The 13,538-nt window shown below is 50.7% G+C and carries 14 protein-coding genes and 2 tRNA genes; 7 read left to right on the top strand and 9 right to left on the bottom strand.

Annotation, left to right across the window (positions count from 1 at the left end):
- Positions 1–2: 2 nt before the first annotated feature.
- Genes B7989_RS04875 through B7989_RS04865 form a run of 3 tightly spaced genes read right to left on the bottom strand, consistent with a single transcriptional unit; the run spans position 3 to position 1,032 of the window.
- The gene (locus B7989_RS04875) at positions 3–380 is read right to left on the bottom strand and encodes a hypothetical protein (protein WP_088627474.1); all 378 of its coding nucleotides are present in this window, start codon (positions 378–380) and stop codon (positions 3–5) included.
- 11 nt (positions 381–391) lie between these two features.
- A complete protein-coding gene (locus B7989_RS04870) occupies positions 392–625 on the bottom strand; it encodes a hypothetical protein (protein ID WP_088627473.1) in 234 nt (77 codons plus the stop codon).
- A gap of 2 nt (positions 626–627) precedes the next feature.
- On the bottom strand, positions 628–1,032 hold the full coding sequence (locus B7989_RS04865) for a hypothetical protein (RefSeq protein WP_088627472.1): 405 nt from the start codon (positions 1,030–1,032) through the stop codon (positions 628–630).
- Positions 1,033–1,404: 372 nt separating this feature from the next.
- On the opposite strand from B7989_RS04865, the gene B7989_RS13960 reads away from it, so the two are divergent.
- The 4 genes from B7989_RS13960 (at position 1,405) to nudC (ending at position 5,698) form a co-directional block, all read left to right on the top strand.
- Positions 1,405–1,467: transfer RNA gene (locus B7989_RS13960), tRNA-Met, on the top strand.
- A gap of 185 nt (positions 1,468–1,652) precedes the next feature.
- Positions 1,653–2,927 carry a saccharopine dehydrogenase family protein gene (locus B7989_RS04860; protein ID WP_072798426.1) on the top strand — a complete coding sequence of 425 codons (1,275 nt, stop codon included), beginning with the start codon at positions 1,653–1,655 and terminating at the stop codon, positions 2,925–2,927.
- Between the two features lie 11 nt (positions 2,928–2,938).
- A complete protein-coding gene (speA, locus tag B7989_RS04855) occupies positions 2,939–4,837 on the top strand; it encodes a biosynthetic arginine decarboxylase (RefSeq protein WP_088627471.1) in 1,899 nt (632 codons plus the stop codon).
- 3 nt (positions 4,838–4,840) lie between these two features.
- Positions 4,841–5,698, top strand: coding sequence for an NAD(+) diphosphatase (gene nudC / locus B7989_RS04850; protein WP_088627470.1), 858 nt, complete (start codon positions 4,841–4,843; stop codon positions 5,696–5,698).
- Between the two features lie 6 nt (positions 5,699–5,704).
- Here nudC and sfsA read toward each other — a convergent pair whose 3' ends face one another.
- Both sfsA and B7989_RS04840 read right to left on the bottom strand, forming a co-directional pair.
- Complete coding sequence (gene sfsA / locus B7989_RS04845; protein WP_088627469.1) at positions 5,705–6,436, bottom strand: DNA/RNA nuclease SfsA; 732 nt, start codon at positions 6,434–6,436, stop codon at positions 5,705–5,707.
- A gap of 2 nt (positions 6,437–6,438) precedes the next feature.
- Positions 6,439–6,987: a hypothetical protein gene (locus B7989_RS04840; protein ID WP_088627468.1), complete on the bottom strand. Its 549-nt coding sequence runs from the start codon at positions 6,985–6,987 to the stop codon at positions 6,439–6,441.
- Between the two features lie 91 nt (positions 6,988–7,078).
- Here B7989_RS04840 and B7989_RS04835 point away from each other — a divergent pair.
- Positions 7,079–7,151: transfer RNA gene (locus tag B7989_RS04835), tRNA-Gly, on the top strand.
- Between the two features lie 289 nt (positions 7,152–7,440).
- Here the strand turns inward: B7989_RS04835 and B7989_RS04830 are convergent.
- From B7989_RS04830 to B7989_RS04815, 4 genes are all read right to left on the bottom strand, one after another.
- The gene (locus B7989_RS04830; RefSeq protein ID WP_088627467.1) at positions 7,441–8,385 is read right to left on the bottom strand and encodes an HAD-IIA family hydrolase; all 945 of its coding nucleotides are present in this window, start codon (positions 8,383–8,385) and stop codon (positions 7,441–7,443) included.
- 15 nt (positions 8,386–8,400) lie between these two features.
- The gene (locus B7989_RS04825; RefSeq protein ID WP_088627466.1) at positions 8,401–9,045 is read right to left on the bottom strand and encodes a hypothetical protein; all 645 of its coding nucleotides are present in this window, start codon (positions 9,043–9,045) and stop codon (positions 8,401–8,403) included.
- Between the two features lie 51 nt (positions 9,046–9,096).
- A complete protein-coding gene (locus B7989_RS04820) occupies positions 9,097–9,993 on the bottom strand; it encodes an aspartoacylase (protein WP_233144252.1) in 897 nt (298 codons plus the stop codon).
- A gap of 70 nt (positions 9,994–10,063) precedes the next feature.
- Positions 10,064–10,507 carry a hypothetical protein gene (locus B7989_RS04815; protein ID WP_088627465.1) on the bottom strand — a complete coding sequence of 148 codons (444 nt, stop codon included), beginning with the start codon at positions 10,505–10,507 and terminating at the stop codon, positions 10,064–10,066.
- A 188-nt stretch (positions 10,508–10,695) separates the two neighbouring features.
- On the opposite strand from B7989_RS04815, the gene B7989_RS04810 reads away from it, so the two are divergent.
- Positions 10,696–12,441, top strand: a complete 1,746-nt coding sequence (locus B7989_RS04810; RefSeq protein WP_144264966.1) for a hypothetical protein — start codon at positions 10,696–10,698, stop codon at positions 12,439–12,441.
- Positions 12,425–13,525: a hypothetical protein gene (locus tag B7989_RS04805; protein WP_088627463.1), complete on the top strand. Its 1,101-nt coding sequence runs from the start codon at positions 12,425–12,427 to the stop codon at positions 13,523–13,525. Before B7989_RS04810 ends, B7989_RS04805 begins: the two co-directional genes overlap by 17 nt.
- Positions 13,526–13,538 lie beyond the last annotated feature (13 nt).

The raw sequence follows: 13,538 nt of genomic DNA, 5'->3' as shown, positions 1-13,538 counted from the left end.
TCCTAGCAATATTCGACCTGCGTCAGCATCGGGTAGCCTTTCGGAAACAGCTTGGTACAAAGTTTTTCCACATGTTCGGAAACGTAATATACATCTTCGTCGCTCAATGTGGTAGTCTCTCCGTCCTTATTTTTTACGACCAGGAGATTGCCGACAAACATAGGCGAACCGAGATTGTCGATGGCACTGATTTTCGCTGGCTGCTTGAAAAGACCTTCGTCGTCGCAGATAATGTCGAAGACCTTCTTGCCGATTTTCCGTTCCTGAATGTCAATCACGGTACACTGCAATTCACGGTAGTAGTCCGCGAGCTTGTTTTCAATTTCAACGGCCTTGTGGGTCTCGTTGATAACGTCGATTAGGTATGCTTTTATCTTCATTGTTTTTTCCTTTAGGTTAGTGTCCACTTGTTTTGAATTGCATCGTAAACAACTGCGAAACCAAGCCTCAAGGCGACTTCCTTGAGCGCGAGCAGCTTCGCCGCTGCTGTGTCGGCTTGCGCCAGCGTGTACCTTTCCATGGTGCCGTTGACGCTTTTCTCCGCCATCTTTTGAAGTTCGTCGGATTTCAGATTGAACTCGTTCATCATCCGTTCAAGCTGTTCTTTCACATTCGCCCTTTCCATCGCTATGCCTCCGCGCTTTCATCTTCGGGTTCTTCTTCAATCGCTTTTTCGATTTCTTCTTCCAGTTCCTCCATCGCCTTTTCGATGCCCTCGTCAAGCAGGTAGCAGCGAATCGTCACATCAGCCCATTCGGCGCCTTTCTCGATGGCGTTGCACTCGCAGCAGAACTCGGTCATGGCCTCGCCAAGCAAGTCCCAGTTCCCCGCGATATTCTGCTCTGCCTCATAGCTGGAGAACGTATAGGAACCCGAAGCGTTGCCAGTGACGGAATCGTCAACCCAGAACGCATCGCGGAATTTCTCTTTCAGCGTTTCCTTGGACATTCCCTTCACGTCGTGATACCCAAGGTATTCCTTGATGGCCGTCACGCAGTCGTCCTTGATGTTTTCATGGTAGTCGTAGCTCATGGTTTTACCTCTCAAAAAAAGAGAGGCTCGCCGTTTGGCGAGCCTCGATGGATTGAATCGAAAGTCGTTTTTTCCCGTCTGGAATCATCAAATTTCTAGTCAACATTATGGTCATTTTTAAATAGTTTTAGTGCTCTTTTGTTCACTACTTAATATACCTAATTTAGTTAGGTTTGTCAATGGCCGTACAAAAAAAATTTTGACGGTCTTTACCCCCTGGTTCAACCTGTTAATTTTTTGTAAATTTTTGACGTCTGGGGATGAGCAAAAAGCTCAAAACCAGGTCACAAAAAGTGGGCTTTTTAAGGCAAAAACAGGGTTTTAAATTGTGAGCTTTTTGTGAGACGTTAATCGAAAACCCAGTATCTACGCGGGACAGGGCAGAGCAGCGGACTCATAACCCGCGGGTTCCGGGTTCAAGTCCCGGAGGTCCCACGAAAGGCGGTTTCTCATAGAAGCCGCCTTTCTTTTTTTAAGACTGCAAGTGGCCGTTCGCCATTTCATAGCGCAAGCGCTTTGCAATGACACTCGCCTTTTTCTAAATTTTAATCAGTCAACATACTCTACCGGGATCGCCATCCCGATGGATTAACTCTCAACAAATGAGGAACAAACAAAAAATGGCAAGAGCATTGATTATCGGTTGTGGCGCCGTTGCCACAGTTGCTATCAAGAAGTGCTGCACCTGCAGCGAAGTTTTTAGCGAAATCTGTATCGCAAGCCGCCATCGCGAAAACTGCGAAAAGCTGGCCCAGGAACTCCGCCCGAATACAAAGACGGTCATTACGACTGCAGCCGTCGACGCCGACAAGGCCGAGAATGTCTCTGCTCTAATCAAGGAATACAAGCCGGACCTCGTGATGAACATCGCACTCCCCTACCAGGACTTGGCCATTATGGACGCCTGCCTGGAATGCGGCGTGAACTACATGGACACGGCTAACTACGAACCCGAAAACATCGACGATCCGGAATGGCGCAAGGTCTACGACAAGCGCTGCAAGGAACAGGGTTTCAGCGCCTACTTCGACTACAGCTGGCAGTGGGCTTACAAAGAAAAGTTTGAAAAGGCCGGTCTCACGGCTCTGCTCGGTTCGGGCTTTGACCCGGGTGTTTCCCAGGCATACTGCGCCTATGCTTTAAAGCACCAATTCGACACCATCGAAGAAATCGATATTCTCGACTGCAACGGTGGCGATCACGGTTACAAGTTCGCAACCAACTTCAACCCCGAAATCAACCTCCGCGAAGTCTCTGCCCCGGGTAGCTACTGGGATACCGACGCAAACGGCAAGGGCCACTGGGTTGAAATTCCGGCCATGAGCATCAAGCGCGTGTACAACTTCGACCAGGTCGGTCAGAAGGACATGTACCTCTTGCACCACGAAGAAATCGAATCCCTCGCCCAGAACATTCCGGGCGTGAAGCGCATCCGCTTCTTCATGACGTTCGGTCAGAGCTACCTCGACCACATGCGCTGCCTCGAAGACGTGGGCATGCTCAGCACCCAGCCCATCAAGTTCCAAGGTCAGGACATCGTGCCTATCCAGTTCCTCAAGGCTCTGTTGCCGGACCCGGCAAGCCTCGGCCCCCGCACCGTCGGCAAGACCAACATCGGTTGCATTTTCAAGGGCAAGAAGGACGGCAAGGACAAGACCTACTACCTGTACAACGTCTGCGACCACCAGGAATGCTACAAGGAACTCGGCAGCCAGGCTATCGCCTACACCACTGGCGTTCCGGCCATGTGCGGCGCCATGATGGTGCTCACCGGCAAGTGGAACAAGCCGGGCGTGCATACCGTCGAAGAATTCGACCCGGATCCGTTCATGGAAGCCCTCACCAAGTACGGCCTCCCCTGGCAGGAAAACTTCAATCCCGTCCTCGTTGACTAGAGAGACCTGAAATGAAAAAATGGCGCATTGACGATTCCCGCGACCTTTACAACGTAAAAGGTTGGGGCGTAAATTACTTTGACATCAACGAGAAGGGCCACGCTACGGTGCACCCGCTCAAGGATGGCGGCCCGGACATTGACCTGTACGAACTCGTGCAGGAACTTTCGCTCCGCGACGTTTCTACTCCGATGTTGCTTCGTTTCCCGGATATCCTGGACAGCCGCATCGAAAAGATCAACGAATGCTTCAACAAGTCCCGCAAGGAATACGGTTTCAACGGAAGCTACTACAGCATCTTCCCGATCAAGGTGAACCAGCAGCGCGCGGTCTTGGAAGAAATCGTCAGTCACGGTAAAAAGTACAATATCGGTCTCGAAGCCGGTTCCAAGCCGGAACTCCATGCCGTGCTTGCGAACATGGACAACCCGGATTCGTTGATTATCTGCAACGGCTACAAGGACGAAGACTTTATCGAACTTGCGCTCCTTGCACAGAAGATGGGCAAGAAGATTTTCATCGTCGTCGAAAAGATGAACGAGCTCCACCTGGTGGTGGAACTTTCCCGTCGAATCGGCGTGCGTCCGAACATCGGTATTCGCATCAAGCTCGCCAGCTCCGGTAGCGGCAAGTGGGAAGAATCCGGTGGATACCACAGCAAGTTTGGTCTGAACAGTTCTGAATTGCTGGAAGCTCTCGACTACATCAAGCAAGAGAAGATGGAAGACTGCATGAAGCTCATCCATTTCCACTTGGGTAGCCAGATTACCAACATTCGCCACATCAAGAGCGGCCTTCGTGAAGTTTCGCAGTTCTACGTGCAAATCAAGAAGATGGGCATGGCCCTTGAATTCGTGGACGTGGGCGGCGGTCTCGGCGTGGATTACGACGGCACCCGCAGCTCTAACGCCAGCTCGGTGAACTACTCCATTCAGGAATATGCGAACGACGTGGTGTACGCCATGTTTGAAGCCTGCGAAAACGGCGGTGTCGCACACCCGAACATCATCGCAGAATCGGGCCGTGCTCTTGCAGCGCACCATTCCATTCTGGTATTCAACGTGCTTGAAACTGCGGGCCAGGCGTTCTTCGACGAGAACACTCACGAAATTAACGACGACGCTCCCGATGCACTGAAGGACCTTTACGGCATCTACAAGGGTCTCACTCCCAAGAACCTGCTCGAAAGCTGGCACGACGCCATTCAGCTGAACGACGACGTGCTCAACGGTTTCAAGGTCGGCGATTACGACTTGCCTACCCGCGCCATGTGCGAACGCTTGTTCTGGAGCATTGTGCGCAAAGTGGACTTGCTCGCCAAGGACTTGCGTCACCCGCCTTACGAACTCAGCGAACTTCCGCGCCTGTTGGCCCAAAAGTATTTCTGCAACTTCAGTTTGTTCCAGAGCCTGCCGGACAGCTGGGGCGTAGACCAAGTCTTCCCGCTCATGCCGATCCAGCGTCTGAACGAAGAACCGACTGTAGAAACAACAATCCAGGACGTCACTTGCGACTCCGACGGTAAAATCGACATGTTCGTACGCGGTGGCGACGTAAGCCGCACACTTCCGCTGCATGAACTCAAGAACGGCGAGCCGTACTACATCGCAGTCTATCTCGTGGGTGCTTACCAGGAAATTCTCGGCGACTTGCACAACCTCTTTGGCGATACCAACGCAGTCCACATCGTTTGCAACGACAAGGGCGGCTACGAAATCGACAAGGTGATTGACGGCGAATCCGTGGAAGACGTACTCGACTACGTGAACTTCAGCGACAAGGCGCTCGTACGCACCATGGAAAACTGGGTTTCCCGCTCCGTGAAGGAAGGCAAGATTACCCTGCAAGAAGGCAAGGAATTCCTGAACATCTATCGCGGCGGCCTGTACGGTTACACGTATCTGGAATAAATCGTGATTCACGAAATCGCTCCGCACAAATTCAATAACGAATTCAAAGTCGTTGACCCCAAGGTCACCGACTTTGTCATTCGCTACAATGGTTCCAAGACGCTTCTCAAAAAGAGTGGCGAAGGCTATGTTATTCCGCAAGTCGGTGAACTCCTTGCGCTCGAAGGCAAAGCACTCGCCGACTTCGAAGGCCATTACCTTTTCAGCATTGACGACACAGCCTTCTTTTTAGACGACAGCAAGGCAACAGTCGAAGCGGAAGCCCCTGCCGGTTACGAATACATGGGCAACCGCACCTTCCGCGGCATGAATCCCGTAGAACGAATGGGTGGCGCCACCGCCGCTCATATCGCTCATTGGGAATCGCTGAACAAGTTCTGCGGGCGTTGCGGAAACGTGACCATTCGCGGTGACCACGAGCGATCCATTATTTGCCCCAAATGTGGCAATGTCGTTTACCCGAGAATCTCGCCCGTCGTGATTGTGGCCGTCCGTAACGGCGACAAGCTCCTGATGGCGCACAACATCGACAATCCGAACCCGAGACTTTTCTTGATTTCTGGATTTGTCGAAGTCGGTGAAAGCCTGGAACAGGCCGTACACCGCGAAGTCATGGAAGAAGCGGGACTCCGCGTGAAAAACGTCCGCTATTTCAGTTCGCAGCCGTGGGCCTTTAGCGACTCTCTCATCGCAGGCTTTACCGCTGAACTCGATGGCGACGACACCATCCACATGCAAAAGGAAGAACTTTCCGAAGCCCTGTGGGTCAAGCGCGAAGACATTCCCGAATACGAAACCGATGTCAGCATCAGCTGTTGCCTCATCGAGAATTTCCGCCGCGGATTTACAATTAACGACTAACAGGAACTACAATTCCTGAGCTACAGGCGCATCGGCAATCAAGGTCCGAGGCGTCACTTTGCAGTCGTAGACAAACACCTTGACGCCAGCATCCCGCGCCCTGCGCAACGCTTCACCGAATTCCGGCTGAGCCACATCGTAAGGCGAAAAGCAATGGCACCCCTTCATCTGAATCAAGATCAGAATGCCGCATTCATAGGGAGTTCCATCGTCATCGCAGCGTTTTTGCCGCAGAATCTCCGTCAATTCCGTCAGGTGTTTCACCCCTCGTTCCGTAGGAGCGTCCGGGAAATAGGCATGTCCATCAAATTCCAAGGTACAGCCCTTCACCTCGATGAACATCTTGTGTTTCCCGAATTCAATATAAAAGTCAAACCGAGATTTTCCGAAGGTGTACTCCGGTTTCACAAAAGACAGCTTCGGGAACAATTCCTCATGGGCCTGAATCCATTCCCCCGCCACCTTGTTGGGAGCCTGGCTGTCCATATTGACCAGCATAGGCTTGATCCGGCCATTGCGTTTCACTTTCTTTTCTACAGTCACCAGATCGTACGGGGTCTTGCGGGCAGGATTCGTGGATTTTTCCAAATACACCGTGCACCCAGGCACCAACAATTCCTTGCAACGGCCTGTGTTCTTAACATGAACAACCGTATCGACGCCATCAATTTCAACATGGGCAATAAAGCGGTTAGGCCGAGAAATGAACCGTCCCTTGACGATATTGGCGTAACGCATGATTACTTCTTTTCTTTAGCCGCACTAGAATCCGCTTGCGGAGCAGGTTCCGGTTTCGGAGCAAGCATCACATAAAGCGTGTCATGCACCACGACCGTGTCGCGGACATACACCGTATCCGGCTTGCAGGTAGCAGCAACCGCAGCGTCTGCACTTGAAGAAGATTGTGCCGCAGAAGAAACAGCCTGCGAAGACGAACTCGCGGCCTTCACAGAAGAACTTGACTTTGCGACGGCCGAAGACTTGCCCTTATTCTTTTCTTCAGCTTCGATTTTTTTCATCAAGGCCTCACGTTCTTCACGCAACTGAACAAGTTCTTTCTTATAGCGTTCCTTCGTCATCGGACGGCGTTCACGGGCATACTTGCCTTCCACACGATTGATTTTGCGGTCCAACTCGCGAACCTGATCATACAGCGGGCCTTCGCCCTCCACCTCGGATGTCGGGCTAAAGAATTCCACAAATTTAGTCCACATGGACTTTTCTCCGGCATACCCCGCCGAGACAAGCGCAACTGCTGCACACGCAATCATCAATTTAAACTTAAGCATGCTACAATGATAGAAAAATCGAGCCTATATACACGCCCAAAGAGCCTAACCCCTTTACAAACACCGTATTTTTTCTAAATTAGCAACACTCGCGGGAGTAGCTCAGTTGGTAGAGCGCGACCTTCCCAAGGTCGATGTCGAGGGTTCGAAACCCTTTTCCCGCTCTAAAAAACAAAAGGACCAGGTCAAAGACCTGGTCTTTTGTTTTTGGCGGGAAGGGTTTCTAAGAACCCTCGAAGAGGGTTCGACTAAATTCTTTTGTGGGCGCAAGCTCGTGAAAAGAATTTAGGACTTACCGCACAAGCGGTAAGCCCGTAGGGTGAGTCGTCAGCCGCAAAGCGGAGACTGACGACGAATCAAACCCTTTTCCCGCTCATTAGCATTGAGCCCGTAGGGTTAACTCACAACCTTGCGTAAGCAAGGAATATTGTGGGTTAACAAACCCTTTTATAATTACAAGTAATAATCCGGCCTAATTCCCAAGGCCTTTTCATCCGCCTCAAGTTCATCCGCCGGCACATTGCGCCCAACAACAAGCGCCGAATCAAAGCCCGCGACTTTTGCGCCAAGCACATCCGTGCCCAAGGTATCGCCCACCATCAGCACGCGAGAGCCCTCGGGCAGACTCCGCTTGACCTTCTCCCAAATCGCCGGGAAAGGCTTGCCCAAATAAAAAGTCTCGCAGCCAGCACCACCATTCGCCTCGCACATGGAATCGCGGCGCAACCTTTCGCTAAGCGCACCCGACACCGGCTCGCGCACAGTCACACCGTCGTCCCCCGGAATCTTCGGCGCCCAAGCATCGGAATTCAGCACCAGAAGCATCGCGCTCGGGCGCTTCAAAATCTTGACCGCTTGCGCATAGCTTTCAGGAGTATCCTTCGCCGAAGAAATTGCGACAATCGGCTCGGCAGGTTCCGCATCAAGCGCCACCGCCGTAATCCCGCAGTCTTCTAGCACGTGCTTGCCCGTTTCGCGCCCGATGTAATATACTTCGCGAATCGCTTTGCCTAAAGACCTCAGCTCTTTAACGAGATCACGCAATAAACTTCCAGAGGAGACCGTTTCTTCCGTAGAAAAATCAAATCCTCTTTTATCAGCATCACGCGCCAAAACCTCATCAACGTCAGACGCAGCGTTCGTTATTAAGCGAACAGATTTACCCTCACGCCGAAGAGCTCTGAACCAATCCAGCGCCCCCTCGTAAACAAAGCTCCCGCGGTTATAAAGCGTACCGTAACCGTCAAAGCAGAAAGCATCGTAACGGTCCAGCAAATCTTCCATGCGCACGCGTTGCGGCGCAGGCGACTCGTCACCCGCGAGCGCACTCGCTCCCATACCCTGCGATTCAATGATTTGCTTATACCGCAGGTAGATTTCTGTTTCGAATTGGGTCATCGACTCAAACGTAGCCTAGCAGCGGCTATTCAAAATTCCGTAGTCGCGGCCTTCCACCGGAATCACCAACTGCAACTTCGAAAGCACATCGATATGCTTGTCGAATTCGGCCTTAAAGTCTTCGCCGAGCTCCTCTTCGTCATCGTGATTCAGGTTGTAGGCAATGTAGCTGCCGTCCGGGAAAATCGAAATGCAGCAATCCCACGTAATGTCGCCTTCCTGCTCTTCTTCGTCGTCTTCGCGGTCCTTGCTTTCAAGCATCAGCATCGGGCGCGGGGCCGGAATCGCTTCGGCGTGGCCGTTTTCGAAAATAAAGTAGTTGCGGCTCACCAGTTCATGTTCAAGCGCCATCGTCGAAGGCGTACGTTCGAACTCGTTGCGGAGTCTGCGGATATTGCCCAGGTCGTCTTCATACGGGTCCTGGAAATCCTGCGGCAACACAATCTGGTAGTAGTCAAATTCCTTACCGCTCTTGGCGTAGGTGTCCTGCCATTCCTGCGGCGGTTCCGGACGAAACGTCAAGAAATCCTCGAATGCATCCAGAATATCCGAAAGGCGGGAATCCCACGGTTCATTCTTCTGGTTCTGCACCAATTCCATGAAATTTTTCAGGCGTTCTTCACCCGAGATTTCCTTCAGTTCTTCATTTTCTTCGCTCATATTCTTTCGTCTCTCGTCTGTAGCCGCGCAGCGGCGTTCTCTCGTCTAAAACTACCATTCCTCGACGCTTTTCACCGTGAGGCTCATCGCGATATCCTTTTCGTAGTACGCAGGCTCGCTAATGAAAATCGGATACACCGGGCTTTCGCCATGGTACAAAATATCTTCGCCGTCGAACGTGCGGAACAACTTGTCGCCATCCTTGAGTTCGCGATAGTCACGACCCATCAATTCCGGATGAATCATCGCCTGAATAGGGCCACCGCCCTGCGGCTTGGGGTACCCCAAATCCTTGAACTGGGTGTACACATCCACCTTAATCGGCGGGCGTTTCTGCAATTCGCCGCGGTTCCATTCCTCGGCAAGTTCCAGGTAACGCTTCACCAGGCGTTCCGTTTCCTCGAAAATCGCGGCATCCAGCGTTCCATGCTGTTGCGGGCCAATCTCGATACACACATCCGCCTTCGCTACCGTTCCAAAATACGGCGAAGCAGAGCGTTCTTCGGGCTGGTAATAAATCCAAGCATCCTTGAATTCCTGCGTCAGCACCGCCGAGGCACGCATCGTAAACGGGTCACGCGCCGAAAGAATCAGGCAGTTGCCCATATTCGAGCCAGTGTTGTGCACATCCAGAAGCAGGTCCGTCTTGGTGGCGGCCCCCTTCGGGCCGTACAAAGCATTCAGTTCTTTTGCGCGGCGGAATTCATACAGTTTCGAATCCACCGTCGTATCCAAACACACCTGCGAAAAAGCGCGATTCAAGTCATGATCGCGATAGCGGCGGTTCAAGCGCACCGCTTCGGGGTTAGCAAGCACCAAATCCACCTTGGCGTTACAGAGCGAATTATAACACTCTGGGTGTTCCATCCATTTCTGGACAAGGCGAACCCCCGTCCGTTCGTTACCGTGGGTACCACCTGCAACGACTATGGTATTTATCAAACTCATGCCCCTAATATAGAAAATCCCCGCTTGCGCAGGGATTATTCTACGGATTTAACACCTCCATGTTTGACGATCAATTTTCACCATTATGCATTTCAGTCTGTTCGCGATCAATCGTGTAAGTCAAGTATTCTCTAAAGTCACGGTCAATCGTAACTCCTTCGAAGTCCTCGACATCATCCACGTGAACATCGAATACCGACAGATTGTCAATCCAATTCTGGATATTGTATTCGTCGATGGTAATCGTTTTGTCACCAGGGCCTTGCGCCACATATTCGATTTTTGATTTCGCGACCCACCCCTGACCGCAACTTCCCTTCACAAGAACCTCCGTGTCGGAATCCTTGAGAATCGTCAGTTCGTCTTCGAAGTGAGCGGTGCAGACAACCGCGCCACCACCTTTCTGGGCTGTGACATCGATGTCTCCCAACTTTGACTTAACCTTCCTGGCAGCGAAAGAGGTCGATACCAGAACGGCCAGCATTACAAACAACATCCACTTTACGCTTTTCATGATGGACCTCCCTTGTAATTGGGGCGAACACCCGTCCCACCTCCAAGATACAAACACGGCCTCCCGCCAGACCAGCGATTGTAAACATTTTATTATTCCAAGTTGGAATAAGGATATCGAGCCCTCAATTTTTCTTGTTTTTCAAATCAAACTTTATTAAGTTTTGCTAAAAGGGAATTCTCGGTTTCATGCATAGGGTTAGTTTAGGAATCATCTTTATTGTAGCGCTTTGCACGGCGACTTTATTGCACGCCGAGCCTGGCCACTGTTTCTTTGAACCTCGTCCATGCGAAGACTGGAATGATTCCTCCCATGCGGAAAAGCTCCCCGATTCCCTCCGAATGACCTTGCAAGAAAAGCTAGACAGCGACACCGGATTCGTTTTCTGGGGAAACGCCGAGAAAATCGAGACTTTAGCGGAGCAATCCTTCTTTAACGGGAAAATCTACTCCTGGCTCAATAAAACCATTACTACTGAGCAAGAAAGAAATTTCTATTCATGGTACAAAAAAGAATACGATTTATCGCAGAGCAAACTAGACTCCGTTCCCCCCGACCTTAAAAGAGCATTCACCAACGCCAGCAATTCCACGTGGTACGTACTCATCAAGATTGAATACCGAATCAAAAAAATTTACGACCGCCACACAAAAACCTGGAAAGATCCCGAAGCTGACGCAGACACCATCTCGCGCACCTACCTCGTCCATTCAGGCCCCGTTCTTGCAACAAACCCACCAAAGTTATTGGCGGATTTTTCCACAGAGGGCGTTCACCCCGCTCTCGAAAGAATTTTTTTTGAAGACGGACACTCGCGAGTAATCGAAAGTGACGAATTTAAAGCCATTGATTCCATTGCGAAGTTGCCAGTATCATTTTTGCCAAACCGATACACAATAGAAACCTACAAGAACATGAGCTTGGTTTACAAGGAGCGAATCAAGGAGGCCCTTGCCATGGGCGACAAGGAGGCAATCCGCCTCAATACGGCCAAGTTGGATTCATTCCTAGTTTCTGCGGAAAACCGCTTTTTTTACAGTCGCCCATCAGATTTCAATTGCAACACCAAGCGTCTATTCAGCGCCTACATGGGCACCTTCGAAGATTATACCGATTGCGGCTATTATAGCACCCCTTATGCAGATGACGAAGAGGTGGCCATTCACACAATGTTGCAAGATTCCCTTAGGGCCATGTACCATTCCGGCGAACTGGAAAAGGCGCTATCTGACCGCAGTTCCAGCGACCGCGCCTTCTGGCGAGTTTTCGCTGCATCACTTGCGTCAAACGACCAAAGCGAAATGAACGGTCTTATACAAGCGAGTGCAGACAGTATCAAGAAAATCGAACAGTGGAATTTTATCACCGACTATTTCTACGTAGATTACGGAGTCGTGTGGAACATTCAATGGGGCATTGGCGGCGGCATTTCCTGGGGTCTCGGCGATGCATACAGCTACGATTTCGCTCACAACCCAACCTTCGACCTATCCCTGGAATTTTTCTACAAGAAATTCGGCGGCGGCTACAACAGCAGAATCATTAAATCCGATTACCTCAATGACAACAAATACCAGAACTTATTCCTCATAGACATTTATGCCGGCTACCGCACCTTTTCTACCTCCTATATCGATAACAGAATCTACATAGGCCCGACAATTCTCATCAGCGACCTTCAAGAAAAAGATGTCGCCGAGCCCCTGAAAACCCATGGTGGAATCGGCCTCCATTTCGGCACTGCATTTGATTTCTATTTCAGCAAATACAAGGACGACGGACATTTCCGCGTTGGCTTAAGACTCATCGCAAGCATCAGCAATTACTACACCAATATCGTCAAGGATAGTGACGGAGGATTAGTCACCGTCACCCTCACGCCATTGTTACAATTCTACGATAGGAGTAAACTAAAGTATGGCGAACCGCGCTAGCATTTTCAAGAAAGTTTTTCTTTTACTCCTTTGTGCTTTCATTTATTCACAATCCGCCGACGCAACAAAGTTCGAAGCTGGCAACGAATGGGGCTGGGGCGTTACAACGCAAAAAGAAACTAAAGTAGTCCCCTATTTCGATCAAGCCATGGGCAACTACCTGCTCCAAAAAGATTTCAAAGCCCTCGCCAACACAGACGTCATCAGAGAAAGCTACGCCCGATCCATAAACGTGTACCGCACGGCATTCGGGCGACTCTCGGAATTCGGCTGGAGCAACCCCAACTTTTACGAAAAAATCTACGCCTACCTCGCAAGTAGCGAATGGGACAAAGACCTGAAAAAACTCTCGGCCGGGGACGCCGCGTTTGTCCGGATAATCGTCTACTACTGTTTCTTGGATCTTTCCTCCTTTAAGGACCAAAGCATACGATTTGTTCAGCTGCAGCTCGACAAGATTACCAACGAAGACCAGCGAACTTTCCTGGAAGAATTCTTCTATATAAAGCCGCAACAAGAGACCCTTCATAAAAGCCACGGAATCTTTTTCATGGGTTTCGGCGGAGAATTCTTCAGTAATGGAGCCAATGAAAAGCTGAATCCCGGTCCTATTTTCGACATCGGCTTCGGATATTGCCTGTTCGGCAGCTACTGCGCCGAGTTCCGCATCGGAGGCATCCTCTTTACCGACCCCTACAAAGAAGACGTCGTCCAGTCGGGCATTACCTATTCCAAGAACGACATCAGCTACACCGCCGTCGAAACCTTGCTCCGGGCAAAACTCTACTACTCTTATGACTACGAAATCGCCGTGTACGGCGGCTTTAAGCTGCACGCCATCGAACTTCCCGAAGATGATGACAAAAGTTACAAGGAAAAGTTCGGAAAGGGAATGGCCAACGCCTATTCCTACAGCTACACCGCCGGCATTACGGGAGCCCGGTATTTTGGCGGTGGCAGCGTTTCGCCAGGCATATTCGGAATTGAATTACGAGCCGGAATGGCCAATTTTGGCGACAATAAATTCGACATTAGCGGCCTAAACTGGTACGGCAACGTTGATTTAGTCTTCAAACTTTTCTAATTTTAGCCCCGTA

It is taken from the genome of Fibrobacter sp. UWB5 (genome assembly GCF_002210295.1).
GTDB lineage: Bacteria > Fibrobacterota > Fibrobacteria > Fibrobacterales > Fibrobacteraceae > Fibrobacter.
Note: the sequence above shows the minus strand (reverse complement) of the source record. Positions and strands in the feature narration are given on the sequence as shown.

Bases quoted from the DNA above. Each gene is read 5' to 3' on its own strand.
- B7989_RS04830 (WP_088627467.1), bottom strand. From the start codon at position 8,385: ATGACCCAATTCGAAACAGAAATCTACCTGCGGTATAAGCAAATCATT.
- B7989_RS04840 (WP_088627468.1), bottom strand. From the start codon at position 6,987: ATGCTTAAGTTTAAATTGATGATTGCGTGTGCAGCAGTTGCGCTTGTC.
- B7989_RS04825 (WP_088627466.1), bottom strand. From the start codon at position 9,045: ATGAGCGAAGAAAATGAAGAACTGAAGGAAATCTCGGGTGAAGAACGC.
- speA (WP_088627471.1), top strand. From the start codon at position 2,939: ATGAAAAAATGGCGCATTGACGATTCCCGCGACCTTTACAACGTAAAA.
- B7989_RS04865 (WP_088627472.1), bottom strand. From the start codon at position 1,032: ATGAGCTACGACTACCATGAAAACATCAAGGACGACTGCGTGACGGCC.
- B7989_RS04810 (WP_144264966.1), top strand. From the start codon at position 10,696: ATGCATAGGGTTAGTTTAGGAATCATCTTTATTGTAGCGCTTTGCACG.
- sfsA (WP_088627469.1), bottom strand. From the start codon at position 6,436: ATGCGTTACGCCAATATCGTCAAGGGACGGTTCATTTCTCGGCCTAAC.
- B7989_RS04860 (WP_072798426.1), top strand. From the start codon at position 1,653: ATGGCAAGAGCATTGATTATCGGTTGTGGCGCCGTTGCCACAGTTGCT.
- B7989_RS04870 (WP_088627473.1), bottom strand. From the start codon at position 625: ATGGAAAGGGCGAATGTGAAAGAACAGCTTGAACGGATGATGAACGAG.
- B7989_RS04875 (WP_088627474.1), bottom strand. From the start codon at position 380: ATGAAGATAAAAGCATACCTAATCGACGTTATCAACGAGACCCACAAG.
- B7989_RS04820 (WP_233144252.1), bottom strand. From the start codon at position 9,993: ATGAGTTTGATAAATACCATAGTCGTTGCAGGTGGTACCCACGGTAAC.
- B7989_RS04805 (WP_088627463.1), top strand. From the start codon at position 12,425: ATGGCGAACCGCGCTAGCATTTTCAAGAAAGTTTTTCTTTTACTCCTT.
- B7989_RS04815 (WP_088627465.1), bottom strand. From the start codon at position 10,507: ATGAAAAGCGTAAAGTGGATGTTGTTTGTAATGCTGGCCGTTCTGGTA.